This window comes from Deinococcus radiodurans R1 = ATCC 13939 = DSM 20539 (assembly GCF_000008565.1).
Classification (GTDB): domain Bacteria; phylum Deinococcota; class Deinococci; order Deinococcales; family Deinococcaceae; genus Deinococcus; species Deinococcus radiodurans.
In genome coordinates, this window is the sequence record NC_001263.1 from 2,037,855 (window position 1) to 2,050,918 (window position 13,064).

The following is a 13,064-nucleotide window of genomic DNA, read 5'->3' on the forward strand; positions in this document are numbered from 1 at the left end:
CGCCGAAGCAGCGAGGGGGAAGATAGCACCTGTGACCGGGCAGCGCAAGGCGGCGCGGGCCAGTGGGCCCCGTCAGCGCCGCTTGCGCAGAAAGTTGAGCCAGCCGGCCTTCTCGGGCGCAGCGGCGGGGGCCATGTCTTCCAGCGAGATTTCAGGGTCGGGATGCGGCGCCGTCTGCCAGATCTCACCCACCGCAATCAGCCCACCGTAGCGGCCCGCCGCGTACAGGGCGTGTCTCTCTTCTTCCTCCGGCGTGTCGGCGCGAGGGTCGGCCATCGCCTGCAACATGGAGCGCAGGCTGTCGTCCTCGCAGTCCCAGCAGCCCTGGGAAAAACTGGCTTCGATGCCGTAAATGCGGATTCTGACAGGCATGGACCCTCCGTGAAATGAACAGGGACAGGCGCGGATTCGCGGGGTAGGCCATCGATTGACCGGGCCACGAGTAGATTGTCGAGCGGCCCCCAGCATAGCGCGGTGACCGCCTCCCGCAGAAGGTGCTGTTTATTTTTATTTTTGCCCCCAGCGCTCCCGTGTCAGGACACCTTTTCACCCAGCCGCCGCTCGGTGCCGGCTTGCAGCTTGCGAATATTTTCGCGGTGTTGCCAGACCAGCAACGCGGCGAGAAACAGCACGGCGGCGCGGTCCCAGGTCGGGCGCGGCAGCACCAGCACCAGCGCCCCAGCAATAAAAGCACCCATGATGCTGCCGGCGCTGACAAAGCGGGTCAGCCACATGCAGGCGATGGCGAGCACGAAGGTCGTCAGGCCCAGCACCGGGTCGAGAATAGCGATGACGCCGAAGCTCGTCGCCACCCCTTTACCCCCCCGGAAGGCCAGAAAGGGGCTGAAGTTGTGCCCGATGACGGCCAGCACGCCGCACAGCGCGGCCCACTCTGCGCTCAGGCCCAGGGCGCGGGCGAGCAGCACCGCGAGCACCCCCTTGAGGATGTCGAAGCTGGCCACCAGCAGCGCCGGCCCCTTGCCCAGCGAGCGCAGCACGTTGGTCGCGCCACTGTTGCCACTGCCGACCTTGCGGATGTCCACGCCCCGCGCGCGCGCCAGCCACGCCGCCGCCGGAATAGCGCCGATGAGGTACGAGAGCAGCAGGGCGAGCAGGGCGGTCAGGGTCACACTTCAGAGTGTAACGGGCGGGGCCGGCGTCCAGAAAAAACCTGTTCCCGGTTCATTTTTGTGCTGCCGCGTCCTGGTCAGCAGGTATAAGCTGAGGCCATGCTCCTCGACCACGTCGCCATCGCCACCCCCGATCTGGATCAGGGCGCCGCACCTTATGTCGCGCTCGGCCTGCGCCCCGAAGGCCCCGACGAAGACGTGGGAACTCAGGGTGTGCGGGTCCGCGCCTTCGTGGTGGGCGACACCTTGATCGAGCTGCTGATGCCCACCCGGCCCGACAGCCCCATTGCCGGCTTTCTGGAGAAAAAAGGTCCCGGCCTGCACCACACCGCCTACCGAGTCGAGCACCTCGACGCCGAAATCGAGCGGCTGCGCGGAGAAGGCGCCCGCTTCCTCTCCGAAACGCCTGGGCCGGGCCGCGCCGGCACCCGCGTGGTCTTTTTGCACCCCAAATGGGGTCAGGGGACGCTGATCGAACTCGTAGAGCATCCCACCGGGCATCCCGCAGGTGATCACGGCGCACACGGTCAGGACAGCACGGCCCAGAACGGCGCGGCGCGTTGAACCGCCGCCCTCCCCAACGGCGCTGGTGGCTGCCCGCGCTGGTGCTGCTGGCGGTCATCTGGGTGCTGAGCAGTTCGCCCGATACGCCAGGGCCGCCGCTCGTTCACCCGCTCGACTGGCTGGCCCATTTCCTGACTTATCTCGCGCTGGGCTTTTGCCTGGGCCGCGCCACCGGGCGCCCGCTGACGGCGCTGGTGCTCGCCGTGTGGTGGGGCGCGCTCGACGAGGTTCACCAGGCGTTCGTGCCGGGGCGCGAGGCGGGACTCGCCGACTGGGTGTTCGACCTGCTCGGCGCGTTCGTCGGCGTGACCCTCGCCGGGCGACGCCGTGCCTTGCCTGACGAGGAAGTGCCGGAGCCTTAACCCTTTCTCCTTTCAGCGTCCAGCGCGGTAAACCCACCACGCCAGCAGCGGTTGCAGGGGCAGGCGGGCCAGCAGCGCCCAGCGCGGCAGGGGCCGGTACTGCTCGGGGTGGCGCGCCATGTAAATGTTTGCCGGAAAAACTGCCACGAGCAGCGCGATCAGGCCCCAGCGGGCAGCGGGCCGGGTGGTGGGCAGCAGCAGGCCCAGCCCACCCGCGATTTCGGCGGCCCCGCTGACCAGGGTGGCCGTGCGCGGGCTCATCGGCACTGAGGGCGGCACGATGCGGTCGAACGGCTCAGGGTGGGTGAAATGGCGAATCCCGATGGCGGTAAAGGCCAGCGCGAGGGGCAGGGCGGAGCGGTCTGAAGGCTTCACGTCTCCATCCTGCGCCCGGCGCGCCTGAGCTTTTGCCCCGGCCTTGCTCAGTGCTGCCCGGCTCCGGGGCGTATCCTGACCGGCGATGACTCAAGCTGACCTCTCCGCCCTGCTCGACCGTGAGCAGGCCAACACCGAACTGTTCGAGCTGCTGCGCATTCCCTCGGTGAGCGCCGACCCCGCCCGCAAAGGCGACATGACCCGCGCCGCCGAGTGGCTGCGCAGCAAACTGGAGTCGCTCGGCTTCACCGCCCGCGTGGACGCCACCCCCGGTCACCCGCTGGTGTACGCCGAGAGATTGCACGCCCCCGGGAAGCCCACCGTGCTGATCTACGGTCACTACGACGTGCAGCCCGAGGCCCCGCTGGAAGAGTGGCACACCCCGCCCTTCGAGCCGACGGTGCGTGATGGCCGCATCTACGCGCGCGGCAGCACCGACGACAAAGGGCAGGCGTTCGCGCACCTCAAGGGCGTGGAGCTGCTGCTCTCGCAGGGCGAACTGCCGGTCAACGTCAAATTTCTGCTCGAAGGCGAAGAGGAAATCGGCAGCGCGAGCATCGGCGACTACCTCACCGCGCACAAGGATGAGCTGAAGGCCGACGTGATTCTGATTTCCGACGGCAGCCGCTTCGCCCCCGACGTGCCCACCATCACCTACGGCGTGCGTGGGCTGAGCTACGTGGAAATCCACGTGCAGGGCGCCAACCGTGACCTGCACTCGGGCAGCTACGGCGGCGCGGCGCCCAACCCCATCAACGCGCTGTGCGAAATCATCGCGGGGCTCAAGGACGACCAGGGCCGCGTCACCATCCCCGGCTTCTACGACGGCATCGAGCCATTGACCGACGAGGAGCGCCAGATGTGGGCCGCTCTCCCCCACTCCGACGAGGAATTTGCCGCCAGCATCGGCGTGCCCGAGCTGCCCGGCGAGGAGGGCTACACCACGCTCGAACGCCTCTGGGGCCGGCCCACGCTGGACGTGAACGGCATCTGGGGCGGTTACCAGGGCGAAGGCTCCAAGACCGTGATTGCCGCCAAGGCGGGCGCCAAGGTGTCCATGCGGCTGGTGCCGGGGCAAGACCCCGAGCGCATTACGCGGCTGATTCAGGAGTACGTGCCCACCATCGCCCCCAAGGGCGTGAAGGCCGAGGTGCTGAGCCACCACGGCGGGCAGCCGGTCAAGTTCGACACCGGCAGCGTGTGGGTGCAGGGCGCCAACCGGGCACTGAAGCGGGTCTACGGACGCGACGCCGCCTTTGCCCGCACGGGCGGGAGCATTCCCATCGTGGCCGACTTTGACCGCATCCTCCAGACCCCGGTGCTGTTCGTGGACTTCGGGCTGAACGAAGACGCGCCGCACTCGCCCAACGAGAGCTTCGCCGTCGCCGACTACCACAACGGCATCCTGACGAGCGCCTACCTGCTGCAAGAACTGGGCGCGGCTGGTACAGGGGCCGAGGGTTGACCCTGCGCCTCGCTTTCCTCGCCTCGCACGGGGGCAGCGCGGCGCGGGCTCTGGTGCAGGCGTGCCGCGCCGGAGAGCTGGACGCCGAGCCGCTGGCCCTGGCGAGCAACAACAGCCGTTCCCCGGCGCTCGCCTGGGCGCGGGAAGCGGGGCTGCGAACCGCGCACCTCAGCAGCGCCACATCCCCCGACCCTGACGCGCTCGACGCGGCCATCCATGACTTTCTGGTGGGTTCGGGGGCCGACACGCTGGTCCTGAGCGGCTACATGAAAGCACTCGGGCCACGCACGCTGGGCGCCTTCGCCGGGCGGGTGCTCAACATCCACCCCAGCCTGCTCCCCCGGCACGGCGGGCGCGGGCTGTACGGCGACCGAGTCCACGAGTCGGTGCTGGCGGCGGGCGACCCCGAATCCGGCGCGACGGTGCACCTCGTCACGGCGGGCATCGACGAGGGGCCGGTGCTGGAGCAGGTGCGGGTGCCGGTGCTGCCCGGCGACACGCTGGACACCCTCAAGGCCCGCGTGCAGGCCGAGGAAGCGGCGCTGATGCTGCGGGCGGTGCAGAGCCTCGCGGCGCGGCACGGCTAAAGCATTTGACAGAAAAAGACACCCTCACCCCTGCCTTCGGCAGGCCCTCTCCCATCAAGGTAGAGGGTCAAAAATGCAGGGCATTCTTTTGTCAAATGCTCTAACATCCAGCATTCAGAGGCGGAAGGTGGCTCCCGGCTGCCTTCCATTTTTATTGCTCTCCGGTGTCTGGCGCCCTGTACTCGATTTCACGGCGGTGAATATAGGTTTTCTCGCTGCCGGGCCGGTTGCTGGACGCCTCGATTCTCATTTCGGTCCAGTGGCCGTAGTCGTCGTCCTGGTAAGTGGTGCGGCTGACCTCGCAGATGTCGTCGAGATTGCTGTAGGACTCGTTGTAGACTTCGCGGCCCGCCGCGTCGTATTCGCGCAGTTCGATGGTGATCAGGCCATCCGGGTAGGACGACGTGACCTCCTCGCGGCGCACGCCGCCTTCCTGCGGGGGCTGGGGCAGCACGGTGCTTTCCACCCAGCCCAGGTCGCCGTCCGATACTTGCTCATAGACGCTGGCCGACACCAGCTGCTCGCCGTCGAACACCCGCTGCGCCACCTCGCGCAGGGCGTGGCGGGGGCCTTCTTCCTCGCGCACCGGGCGCCCGGCCTCGTCGAAGTGGGTGAGGTGGACCCAGGTGTCGGGGGCCTGCTCCTCATGCGGCGTGTAGGAAAGGGTCAGCGTCCGCGCCCCGGGGTCGGCCCACTCGTAGCTCGTCAGGCGGGGGAAGCGCTGAATCAGGCTCAGGCCGTCGGCGGCCCACTCCACCGTGCGGGTTTCGGCAGGCGCGTGGGTCACGATGCGGCGCACCGGCCCCGTTTCACCGAGGTCATGGTGGCGGCGCAGGGCGGCAAGGGGTCCAGGAGCAGGCATGGCCCCACTTTGCCCGCCGGCGCGTGTCCTATTGATCGCGGCGTAGATTTGAGTCGATAAGTCGTTGAGGCAGTTCGATATACCGAAGGCGCTGCCACGCGCTGACCAGTCGCCCTTTGAGTTCAACGATCGAACGCGCACAGAAATTCCCCAACGCATTCCGCTTCACGTATGCCCACACCAGCTCAATCGGGTTCAATTCCGGGGCGTACGGCGGTAGAAACACCAGTGAGAGGCGTTCGTGGGTCTCCACGAACGCCTGAGTGGCTTTAGATCGATGAATGCCCGCGTTGTCCAGCACTACCACAAGCTCCCCTTGGATGTGCCGCAGGAGGTGTCGAAAGAACTGAGTGACATCCGTACTCCGAATCGCTCCAGATCTTGTGTTTTGGAAGAATCGTCCGTCCGAGGTTATTGCCCCGATGGTGGAGAGCTTCTCCCAATTCGCCGGAAGCTTGACCAGGGGCGTCACGCCCCTGGTTCCCCAAGTCCGCCTTCGCACGCCTTTCAGCGAGAAGCCGACCTCATCCAGATACACTAGGATTGCGCCCTCAGCGACCTTTTTTTTCCAACTCCGGTGCAACCTGTTCTTTCCAGGATGCGATCCGAAGTTCGTTGCGCTCGGCCGCTCGGCCATCTGGCATCTGGGGCGTAAACCCCAAGCGTCTGAGAATCTTCCGCACGTGGTCGTGGTGGTACCACACGTCAAAGTGCCGCCCAATCAGGTTGGTGACGCGTAGGGTCGTCCAGGTGTCATCAGGGAAGCCATGGTGCAGGGCGCCCTCCCGCAGGAAGGTGCGAAGCTGCTCGTGTTGCGTCGCGCTCAGACGTGCAGAAGCGCCACGGGCAACGGTGGCCTGAAGGCCACCGTTACGCTTCAGGCGGGCTTTCCAGGTGTACACGGTGTGTACCGACACGCCGAAGTGCTGAGCAATCTCTCGGTTTCGATGCGTCCCTCGTTCAATCCATTCAAGCGCGGCCAAGCGGCGCTCCTCAAGCTGAGCGCGGGAATACTGGGTCGGCTGCCATCCGGGCATACGGCCAGCTTACCAATTCATACCTACACCGTTATCAATAGAGCATTTGCCAAAAAGATGGCACAGCATTTTGGCGAGCGGAGCGAGGACAAAACACTGAGCAGGACGGAGAATGGAGCGGGTGGCGGTGCTGTTCCGACGCACGCGTAATTCGGAGGACTGCTCTAAGCTCAGGCATGAAACACAAACGCTTCGATTACCTGCACTGGCACCGCATCCGCGAGGGCAGCGGCGAGCAAACGGTGCTGTCGCTGCCGGGCGGCGTCCTCACCGACTTTCAGGCGGCGGAAGTGACCAAGCCGCTGCGGGTGGCCTGCTGTGGACAGCAGCGGCTGATTCTGGCCGACGGCTACCGTTGGGTCAATTTCGCGCCTACCGACAAACACCACGCCCTGATGGTGCAACTCGACGAACGCAACGTGCCGCAACAGCTTTACGTGGACATCGGCCTGTCGACTGGACTTGACCCGGACGGCATCGCTTTTATCGAAGACCTTTACCTCGATGTCATTGCCCTGTGCGACGTGCAACCGGATGGCCGCTGGCATGTCACCGAGACGGAAATCATCGACGTGGACGAACTCGAAGACGCCCTGCGCGAAGGTCAAGTCACGCCCGCGCAGTATGACCTCGCCTGGGCGGAGGCCCGCGCTGTAGAGGCAGCGTTGCAGGCACAGACCTTCGGGCCAGTGGACGTGGTGCGCGGTTACCTGACCGACCCGTATACTTGAACCGAGTCCAAATTCATCCCAGCGAGGTTCCCTATGACGCAAGCTACCCTGCCCGCTCCCGCCGTTCAGGCCGTGAAAGCCGCCCTGCACGCCATTCCCATGAACGCCACCGTGGGCGTCCAGATCACCGATGTCGGCCTCGGCTGGGCGAGCGGCGAGTGCCCCGACACCCCGCCCTTTCGCAACCACCTGGGCACCATTCATGCTGGAGCGCAGTTCCTGCTCGCCGAGGCGGTCAGCGGGGCAGCCTTCGCGGGCGCCTTCGTGCAGTACGTCGGCGAGGCGGTGCCGCTCATCGAGAAGCTCGAAACGCACTACGTGGGCCGCGCCGTGGGCGACCTGACCGCCCGCGCCGAGATCGACCCCGCCGCGCTGCCCGCCGCCTACGCCGAGTACCAGGCCGATGGCCGCGCCCGGCTGCCCGTCAAGGTGACGGTCAAAGACGGCGAGGACAAGCCGGTGATGGAAGCGCAGGCGCACTGGTACCTGCGCCGCCGCCCGCAGGACAAATAAGTGAGTCAGGCCAGGGGCCGGTTTTCCTTGACCTGGCCCCTGCCTCTGGGCTAATGTGTCTGCCGCTGCTGTGAACGGGATGACTTCCCAATCAGCCGTGGAACGGTGTCCGAGTGGTTGAAGGAGCACGCCTGGAAAGCGTGTATAGGGGCAACTCTATCGAGGGTTCGAATCCCTCTCGTTCCGCCAAAACAGAGAAAAGAGAAAGAAGACCGCCTGTTTGAGCGCGGTCTTTTTCTTTGTGCCGTGCTCCTCTCCTCATACGGTTTCAAATTGAGTCCCGGGCATGTCCGGGCGCAATTTTGCGCGGAGCGCATGGAAAAAATACGGTTTTAAGGAGATGGACGGTCATCCGGCGCCTTTCCGGATGTTCGGGAATCGGATTAAAACCGTATCAGCCGACGGGTTGCCGGTTCGACGCCCCCACGGCGCCCGCCCGCCACGCGCTCAGCAGTGGCAGCAGCGCCAGCGCCGCGCACACATAGGCGAGCGCCGGAAAGCCCGACCGCGCAATCACCACGCCGCCGAGCAGGGTTCCGGCGCCTGCCGCCACGTATCCCAGGCCATCGGTGACGCCCTGCGCGGCGGGAAAGCGGGCCATTTCCTTGCTGCCGCTCACGTTGACGAGGTTCCAACCCAGCCCGAGCAGGAACATGCTCACGCCCAGCCACGCGTGCCCCGGCAGCACCGAAGTCAGGGCGGCGGCGGCGAGCAGCAGGGCGCCCGCCACGTAGCCCGGACGCACGCCCACCCGGTCGATGAGGGGGCCGGTCAGCCAGCCGAAGCCGAACATGCCCACCACGTGCCCGGTGATGATGGTCGCGATACCGGTGTGGTCCATGCCCATGTCGTGGGCGCGGTGGGGCGTCAGGCTCATCAGCGTGACCATCAGCCCCTGCGCGGTCGCGAGCGCGAGCGCCGTGCTGCGGACGCCGGGCAGGGCAAACGCTTCACGCAGCGGCAACCGGGCGTGTGCCGCCGTGCCGGGCGCCCGCAAAGGCCGCCACGCCAGCATCAGCAGGGCGGCGATCCCCAGCAGGGCGCCTCCCAGCAGCCAGCCGAAGACCTCCGCCGTGGTGCCGAGCGCTGCCGCTGCCCGCTCGATGGGGTGCGAGAAGCCCGTCATCAGGAAGGAGCCCACCACGCTCATCAGCATCAGGGCGCCCAGCGCGGTGCCGCGCCGCGATTCGGGCACGCTCTCGGCCACCGCGTAGCCGCCTGCTGGTAGCCGCCCTGCGCCGCGCCCATCAGCGCCGCCCCGACCAGAAAGACCGGCAGCGACTCCAGCTTACCCCCGGCAAACCCGACCACCGCGCCGAGTGCCCCCACCGTAAAAGCGAGGCCCAGCCCCAGTCGCCGCCCGCGCGCGAGCATCAGCGCGCCGAACAGCCCCGCCGAGAGCGCCGCCGACGTGCTGATGAGGGTGGACGGCAGCCCCACCAGCGACTCGAAGCCGAGGTTGCCGACCACCAGCGCAGCCAGGATGGTGCTGACATTGACCGCGCCCGTGGCGAGGGCCTGCGCGGCGTAGAGCGGAAACAGCCGCCCCAGGTTGAGGGAGGCGGCTGGGGCGGCGGCGGAATCGGTCACGAGGCCAGTGTAGTCCGGCGGGCGTTCAGGTCAATCTTCACCCAGCCGGGCCCAGCGCTCGCGCACCGCTTCGCGCAGGTAGGCGGCGGCGTCCTCGGTACTGGTGCCGGGCGTAAAGACCTGCCCCACGCCCATTTCCTTGAGCTTGGGCAGATCCTGGTCGGGGATGATGCCTCCGCCGAACACGATGATGTCCCCCGCGCCCTGCTCGCGCAGCAGCTCGGTGACTTCCTTGAAATAGTGCATGTGCGCGCCCGAAAGCACGCTCAGGCCGATGGCGTCCACGTCTTCTTGCACAGCGGCGTTCACGATCATGTCGGCAGTCTGGCGCAGGCCGGTGTAGATCACTTCCATCCCCGCGTCACGCAGCGCCCGCGCGACCACTTTGGCGCCCCGGTCGTGTCCGTCCATGCCGGGCTTGGCAATCAGGACCCGTATGCGGCGGTCTGTCCCGTCCATCTGTCTTCCTCCTGTCGATGCTTGGTTTCTCCGGCATTCTAACGGGCGTTAGGCATGCCGGGGCAAGACACCACAACGCCGCCCCTCGTTCGGAAGGGCGGCCTCTTTGGTCGGAAAGGATTATTTGACGAACAGCATCTGCCGGTAGGTGGGCATCGGCCAGTGCTTGAAGCTCATGATGCCCTCGAGCTTGTCGGCGGCGGCGCGGACCTCGTGCATGGCGGGCAGCACCCGGTCGCGCATGTGGTAGGCCTTCTCGTGGACTTCCTCGCCGCCGAGGTCATTGTTGACCGTTCGCAGGCCGTCGAGCGCGTCGTAGAGTTCGTCGGCGAGGCGGGTCACTTCGCCGCTGATGCCCTGCACGGCGCGGCTTTCGCCCGCCCGCCCGAGTTCACCGAGGTAGGTCACGGCGGCGGGCAGAATCTGCGTCTGGGCCATGTACTGGGTGGTTTCGCCCTCGATGTTCACGGTCTTGAAGTAGATGTCGTACATGATTTCCTGCCGGGCGACGAGTTCACGCTCGTTCAGGATGCCGTGCTTCTCGAACAGTTCGAGGTTCTTGGGGTCAGTGAGGCGCTCGACCGCGTCGAGGGTGGTCCGCAGGTTGAGCAGGCCGCGCTCCTTCTCGGCTTCCTGGTGCCACGCCTCGGAGTAGCCGTCGCCGTTGAAGACGATGCGCTGGTACTTCTTGTAGGTGTCACGCACCACCTCGGTCACGGCGTGGGCGAGGTCGGCGCCGCTGCGGAGCTTGCCCTGGAGTTCGCCGGTCAGTTGCTCGACGCTCTCGGCGATGGATGCGTTGAGCACCGTCACTGGAAAGGAAATGCTCTGCGAGCTGCCCACCGCGCGGAACTCGAACTTGTTGCCGGTAAAGGCGAAGGGGCTGGTGCGGTTGCGGTCCCCGGCGTGCACCGGAATCTCGGGCAGCACCTGACTGCCCAGGCCCATCAGCCCCGCCGAGTGGCTGCTGCCGCCCTCGCCACTGAGGATGCGCTCGAAGATGTCGGTCAGTTCGTCGCCCAGAAACACGCTGAGGATGGCGGGCGGCGCTTCGTTCGCGCCCAAGCGCCAGTCGTTGCTCGCACTCGCCACGCAGGCGCGCAGCAGCGCCTGGTAGTCGTCCACCGCCTTGATGACCGCCGCACAGAAAAACAGAAACTGCATGTTCTCGCTGGGGGTGTCGCCGGGGTCGAGCAGGTTCTCGCCGTGGTCGGTGCCCATGCTCCAGTTGCAGTGCTTGCCCGAGCCGTTGACGCCCGCGAAAGGTTTTTCGTGCAGCAGACACACCAGACCGTACTTGCGGGCGGTGGTCCGCAGCACCTGCATCATGAGCTGCTGGTGGTCGGCGGCGATGTTGGAGTCTTCGAAGATCGGCGCGATTTCGAACTGGCCGGGCGCCACCTCGTTGTGGCGGGTCTTGACCGGAATGCCGAGCGCGTAGAGCTGCGTCTCGGCGTCGGTCATGAAGCTCAGCACGCGGTCAGGGATGGCGCCGAAGTAATGGTCTTCGAGTTCCTGTCCGCGCGGGGGCCGGGCGCCGAAGAGGGTGCGCCCGGTCATGATCAGGTCGGGGCGGCGGTAGAAGTACTCCTCGGTAATCAGGAAATACTCCTGCTCGGCGCCCAGGGTGGAGCCCACGCGGGTGCCTTCGCTGGCACCGAACAGTTCGAGCGCCGGGGACACGGCTTTGTTCAGCGCCTCGACGGAGCGCAGCAGCGGGGTCTTGAGGTCGAGCGCCTCACCCTTCCACGACGCGAATACGCTGGGGATATACAGGGTCGCGCCGTTGGCATGCCGCACGATAAACGCTGGGCTCGACGGGTCCCAGGCCGTGTAGCCGCGTGCCTCGAAGGTCGCCCGCAGGCCACCCGAGGGAAAGGAGCTGGCGTCAGGCTCGGCCTGAATCAGTTCCTTGCCGGAAAACGACATGATCGCCACGCCGTCGCCCGCCGGGTTGAGGAACGAGTCGTGCTTTTCGGCGGTCGAGCCGGTCAGCGGCTGGAACCAGTGGGTGTAGTGGGTCGCGCCCTTTTCCATGGCCCAGGTCTTCATGGCGAGCGCCACGGTGTCGGCAATCGAGGCGTCGAGCGTTTCGCCGCGCGCGGCGGTCGCCTGCAACTTACGGAAATCGGACTTGCTCAGGCGCGCCTTGAGCTGGTCGAGCGTCAGCACGTCGCTGGCGAAAAGGGTCTCCACCAGTTCCTTGGGGCTGGCGGTCTGCTTGGCGTCCACGCGCCAGTTGCGCGCCACCGAGTTCACGTCGAAGTTCTGCTGGGTCATGGGACTCCTGTAAGGGGAAACAGAGGGAAAAAGGCTCAAAGACGGGAAACCTGACTGCGGGCTGAAGTATAGGCGCCCGTCTGAGCAGCGGCGAAGATTGTCCTGCACAACTTTAACCCAAACAGCAACATTTCGCAGAAAAAGGCAGGCTTTTTGCAAATTGTTCGCCATTGAGTGACAGGATGTGCAGTTTGGTTCGCACAACTCCGTGAGTGGCCGTCATTCGGTGCGCTGTGTCGGCGACAGAGTGAGCAGAACGCCTCTTCATGAGCGGCGGAGGCGTACACTCGGGGGCGTGCTGAACCTGCTGCGCCGCCCCGCCGTGACTGCCGCCGACCTTGACCGGGGACTGGATTCGCTCGGCCTCGACGGAACGCAGAACGTGATTGTCCACGCCAGCCTGCGCTCGTTCGGGCAGCTCGAAGGCGGCGCACGGACGGTGGTGGACGAACTGGAGCGGCGGACCTCGACGCTGGTCGCCCCGGCCTTTACCTACGCGACGCTGCTCTCGCGCCCGAGTTCGCCGGTGCGGGCGAGCTTCAACCGCGACTCGCGGGTCAGCCGCGACATTGGCCGGGTGCCGCAGGAAATGGTCGAGCGGGCGGCGGCGCGGCGGTCCTTTCACCCGGCGCTGAGCTTCGTGGCGCTCGGTCAGGAGGCCGAGCGGGTCACAGCGGCTCAGACCCTCGACAGCCCTTACCAGCCCATCGGGGCGCTGTACGACCTGGACGGCTACGCGCTGCTGATGGGCGTGGATTTCGGGTCGAACACCACCGTCCACTACGGCGAACACCTTGCCGGAATGCCGCTGCTCACGCGCTGGGTGCCGCTGGACGGTCAGGTCTCCCCCACCGCCTTTCCCAACTGCTCGGCGGACTTCGCCAATCTCGAACCCTACGTGCGCGGGCGCGAGGTGCAGGTCGGCCCCGCCACGCTGCGGCTCTACCGGGTGCGCGACCTGGTGGACGAAACGGTGCGGCTGCTGTCGCACAACCCGGAAGCGCTGCTGTGCCAGATTCGCGGCTGCCGTTGCCAGCAGGTGCGCGAACTCGTCCGCGAAAACGGCCTGCGCCCCCGCCATCACCAGGGTCTGCTCTAGCCCCTCAGCC

The 13,064-nt window shown here is 66.5% G+C and carries 17 protein-coding genes and 1 tRNA gene; 8 read left to right on the top strand and 10 right to left on the bottom strand.

Features of this window, described 5'->3' with window-relative positions:
• Positions 1-72: 72 nt before the first annotated feature.
• On the bottom strand, positions 73-372 hold the full coding sequence (locus tag DR_RS10350) for a hypothetical protein (RefSeq protein WP_027479845.1): 300 nt from the start codon (positions 370-372) through the stop codon (positions 73-75).
• Between the two features lie 161 nt (positions 373-533).
• The gene (plsY, locus tag DR_RS10355; RefSeq protein WP_010888654.1) at positions 534-1,130 is read right to left on the bottom strand and encodes a glycerol-3-phosphate 1-O-acyltransferase PlsY; all 597 of its coding nucleotides are present in this window, start codon (positions 1,128-1,130) and stop codon (positions 534-536) included.
• Positions 1,131-1,229: 99 nt separating this feature from the next.
• Between plsY and DR_RS10360 the strand changes: the two genes are divergently transcribed.
• Entirely contained in the window at positions 1,230-1,694 is a 465-nt protein-coding gene (locus DR_RS10360; protein ID WP_010888655.1) for a VOC family protein, read from the top strand.
• On the top strand, positions 1,691-2,056 hold the full coding sequence (locus DR_RS10365) for a VanZ family protein (RefSeq protein ID WP_010888656.1): 366 nt from the start codon (positions 1,691-1,693) through the stop codon (positions 2,054-2,056). Before DR_RS10360 ends, DR_RS10365 begins: the two co-directional genes overlap by 4 nt.
• Before the next feature lie 12 nt (positions 2,057-2,068).
• Here the strand turns inward: DR_RS10365 and DR_RS10370 are convergent, their stop codons facing one another.
• Positions 2,069-2,431: a DoxX family protein gene (locus DR_RS10370; RefSeq protein ID WP_010888657.1), complete on the bottom strand. Its 363-nt coding sequence runs from the start codon at positions 2,429-2,431 to the stop codon at positions 2,069-2,071.
• Between the two features lie 85 nt (positions 2,432-2,516).
• Between DR_RS10370 and DR_RS10375 the strand changes: the two genes are divergently transcribed.
• Together DR_RS10375 and DR_RS10380 are read left to right on the top strand one after the other, a co-directional pair.
• A complete protein-coding gene (locus DR_RS10375) occupies positions 2,517-3,896 on the top strand; it encodes a dipeptidase (protein ID WP_010888658.1) in 1,380 nt (459 codons plus the stop codon).
• A 2-nt stretch (positions 3,897-3,898) separates the two neighbouring features.
• Positions 3,899-4,483 (top strand): phosphoribosylglycinamide formyltransferase, encoded by a 585-nt coding sequence (locus tag DR_RS10380; RefSeq protein ID WP_034350124.1) that lies wholly within the window; start codon positions 3,899-3,901, stop codon positions 4,481-4,483.
• Between the two features lie 151 nt (positions 4,484-4,634).
• Here DR_RS10380 and DR_RS10385 read toward each other — a convergent pair whose 3' ends face one another.
• Genes DR_RS10385 through DR_RS16875 form a run of 3 tightly spaced genes read right to left on the bottom strand, consistent with a single transcriptional unit; the run spans position 4,635 to position 6,382 of the window.
• A complete protein-coding gene (locus tag DR_RS10385; protein ID WP_010888660.1) occupies positions 4,635-5,345 on the bottom strand; it encodes a hypothetical protein in 711 nt (236 codons plus the stop codon).
• 28 nt (positions 5,346-5,373) lie between these two features.
• Positions 5,374-5,982, bottom strand: coding sequence for an IS630 family transposase (locus DR_RS16870; RefSeq protein WP_010889051.1), 609 nt, complete (start codon positions 5,980-5,982; stop codon positions 5,374-5,376).
• Positions 5,897-6,382, bottom strand: coding sequence for a winged helix-turn-helix domain-containing protein (locus DR_RS16875; protein ID WP_010888396.1), 486 nt, complete (start codon positions 6,380-6,382; stop codon positions 5,897-5,899). The genes DR_RS16870 and DR_RS16875 overlap by 86 nt, the downstream gene beginning before the upstream one ends.
• Before the next feature lie 176 nt (positions 6,383-6,558).
• Here DR_RS16875 and DR_RS10400 point away from each other — a divergent pair, with 176 nt between their 5' ends.
• The 3 genes from DR_RS10400 (at position 6,559) to DR_RS10410 (ending at position 7,815) form a co-directional block, all read left to right on the top strand.
• Positions 6,559-7,113 carry a DUF402 domain-containing protein gene (locus tag DR_RS10400; RefSeq protein WP_010888661.1) on the top strand — a complete coding sequence of 185 codons (555 nt, stop codon included), beginning with the start codon at positions 6,559-6,561 and terminating at the stop codon, positions 7,111-7,113.
• A gap of 33 nt (positions 7,114-7,146) precedes the next feature.
• Entirely contained in the window at positions 7,147-7,626 is a 480-nt protein-coding gene (locus tag DR_RS10405) for a DUF4442 domain-containing protein (RefSeq protein ID WP_010888662.1), read from the top strand.
• Positions 7,627-7,725: 99 nt separating this feature from the next.
• Positions 7,726-7,815, top strand: a tRNA-Ser gene (locus DR_RS10410).
• A gap of 205 nt (positions 7,816-8,020) precedes the next feature.
• Here the strand turns inward: DR_RS10410 and DR_RS10415 are convergent.
• The 4 genes from DR_RS10415 to DR_RS10425 form a co-directional block, all read right to left on the bottom strand.
• On the bottom strand, positions 8,021-8,821 hold the full coding sequence (locus DR_RS10415; protein ID WP_338107127.1) for a hypothetical protein: 801 nt from the start codon (positions 8,819-8,821) through the stop codon (positions 8,021-8,023).
• Complete coding sequence (locus tag DR_RS17155; protein WP_338107128.1) at positions 8,782-9,216, bottom strand: hypothetical protein; 435 nt, start codon at positions 9,214-9,216, stop codon at positions 8,782-8,784. Before DR_RS17155 ends, DR_RS10415 begins: the two co-directional genes overlap by 40 nt.
• A gap of 30 nt (positions 9,217-9,246) precedes the next feature.
• The gene (locus DR_RS10420) at positions 9,247-9,675 is read right to left on the bottom strand and encodes a cobalamin B12-binding domain-containing protein (RefSeq protein ID WP_010888664.1); all 429 of its coding nucleotides are present in this window, start codon (positions 9,673-9,675) and stop codon (positions 9,247-9,249) included.
• A 120-nt stretch (positions 9,676-9,795) separates the two neighbouring features.
• Complete coding sequence (locus tag DR_RS10425; RefSeq protein ID WP_164927986.1) at positions 9,796-11,955, bottom strand: glutamine synthetase III; 2,160 nt, start codon at positions 11,953-11,955, stop codon at positions 9,796-9,798.
• Positions 11,956-12,250: 295 nt separating this feature from the next.
• Between DR_RS10425 and DR_RS10430 the strand changes: the two genes are divergently transcribed.
• Positions 12,251-13,054, top strand: coding sequence for an AAC(3) family N-acetyltransferase (locus tag DR_RS10430; protein WP_027480376.1), 804 nt, complete (start codon positions 12,251-12,253; stop codon positions 13,052-13,054).
• Positions 13,055-13,064 lie beyond the last annotated feature (10 nt).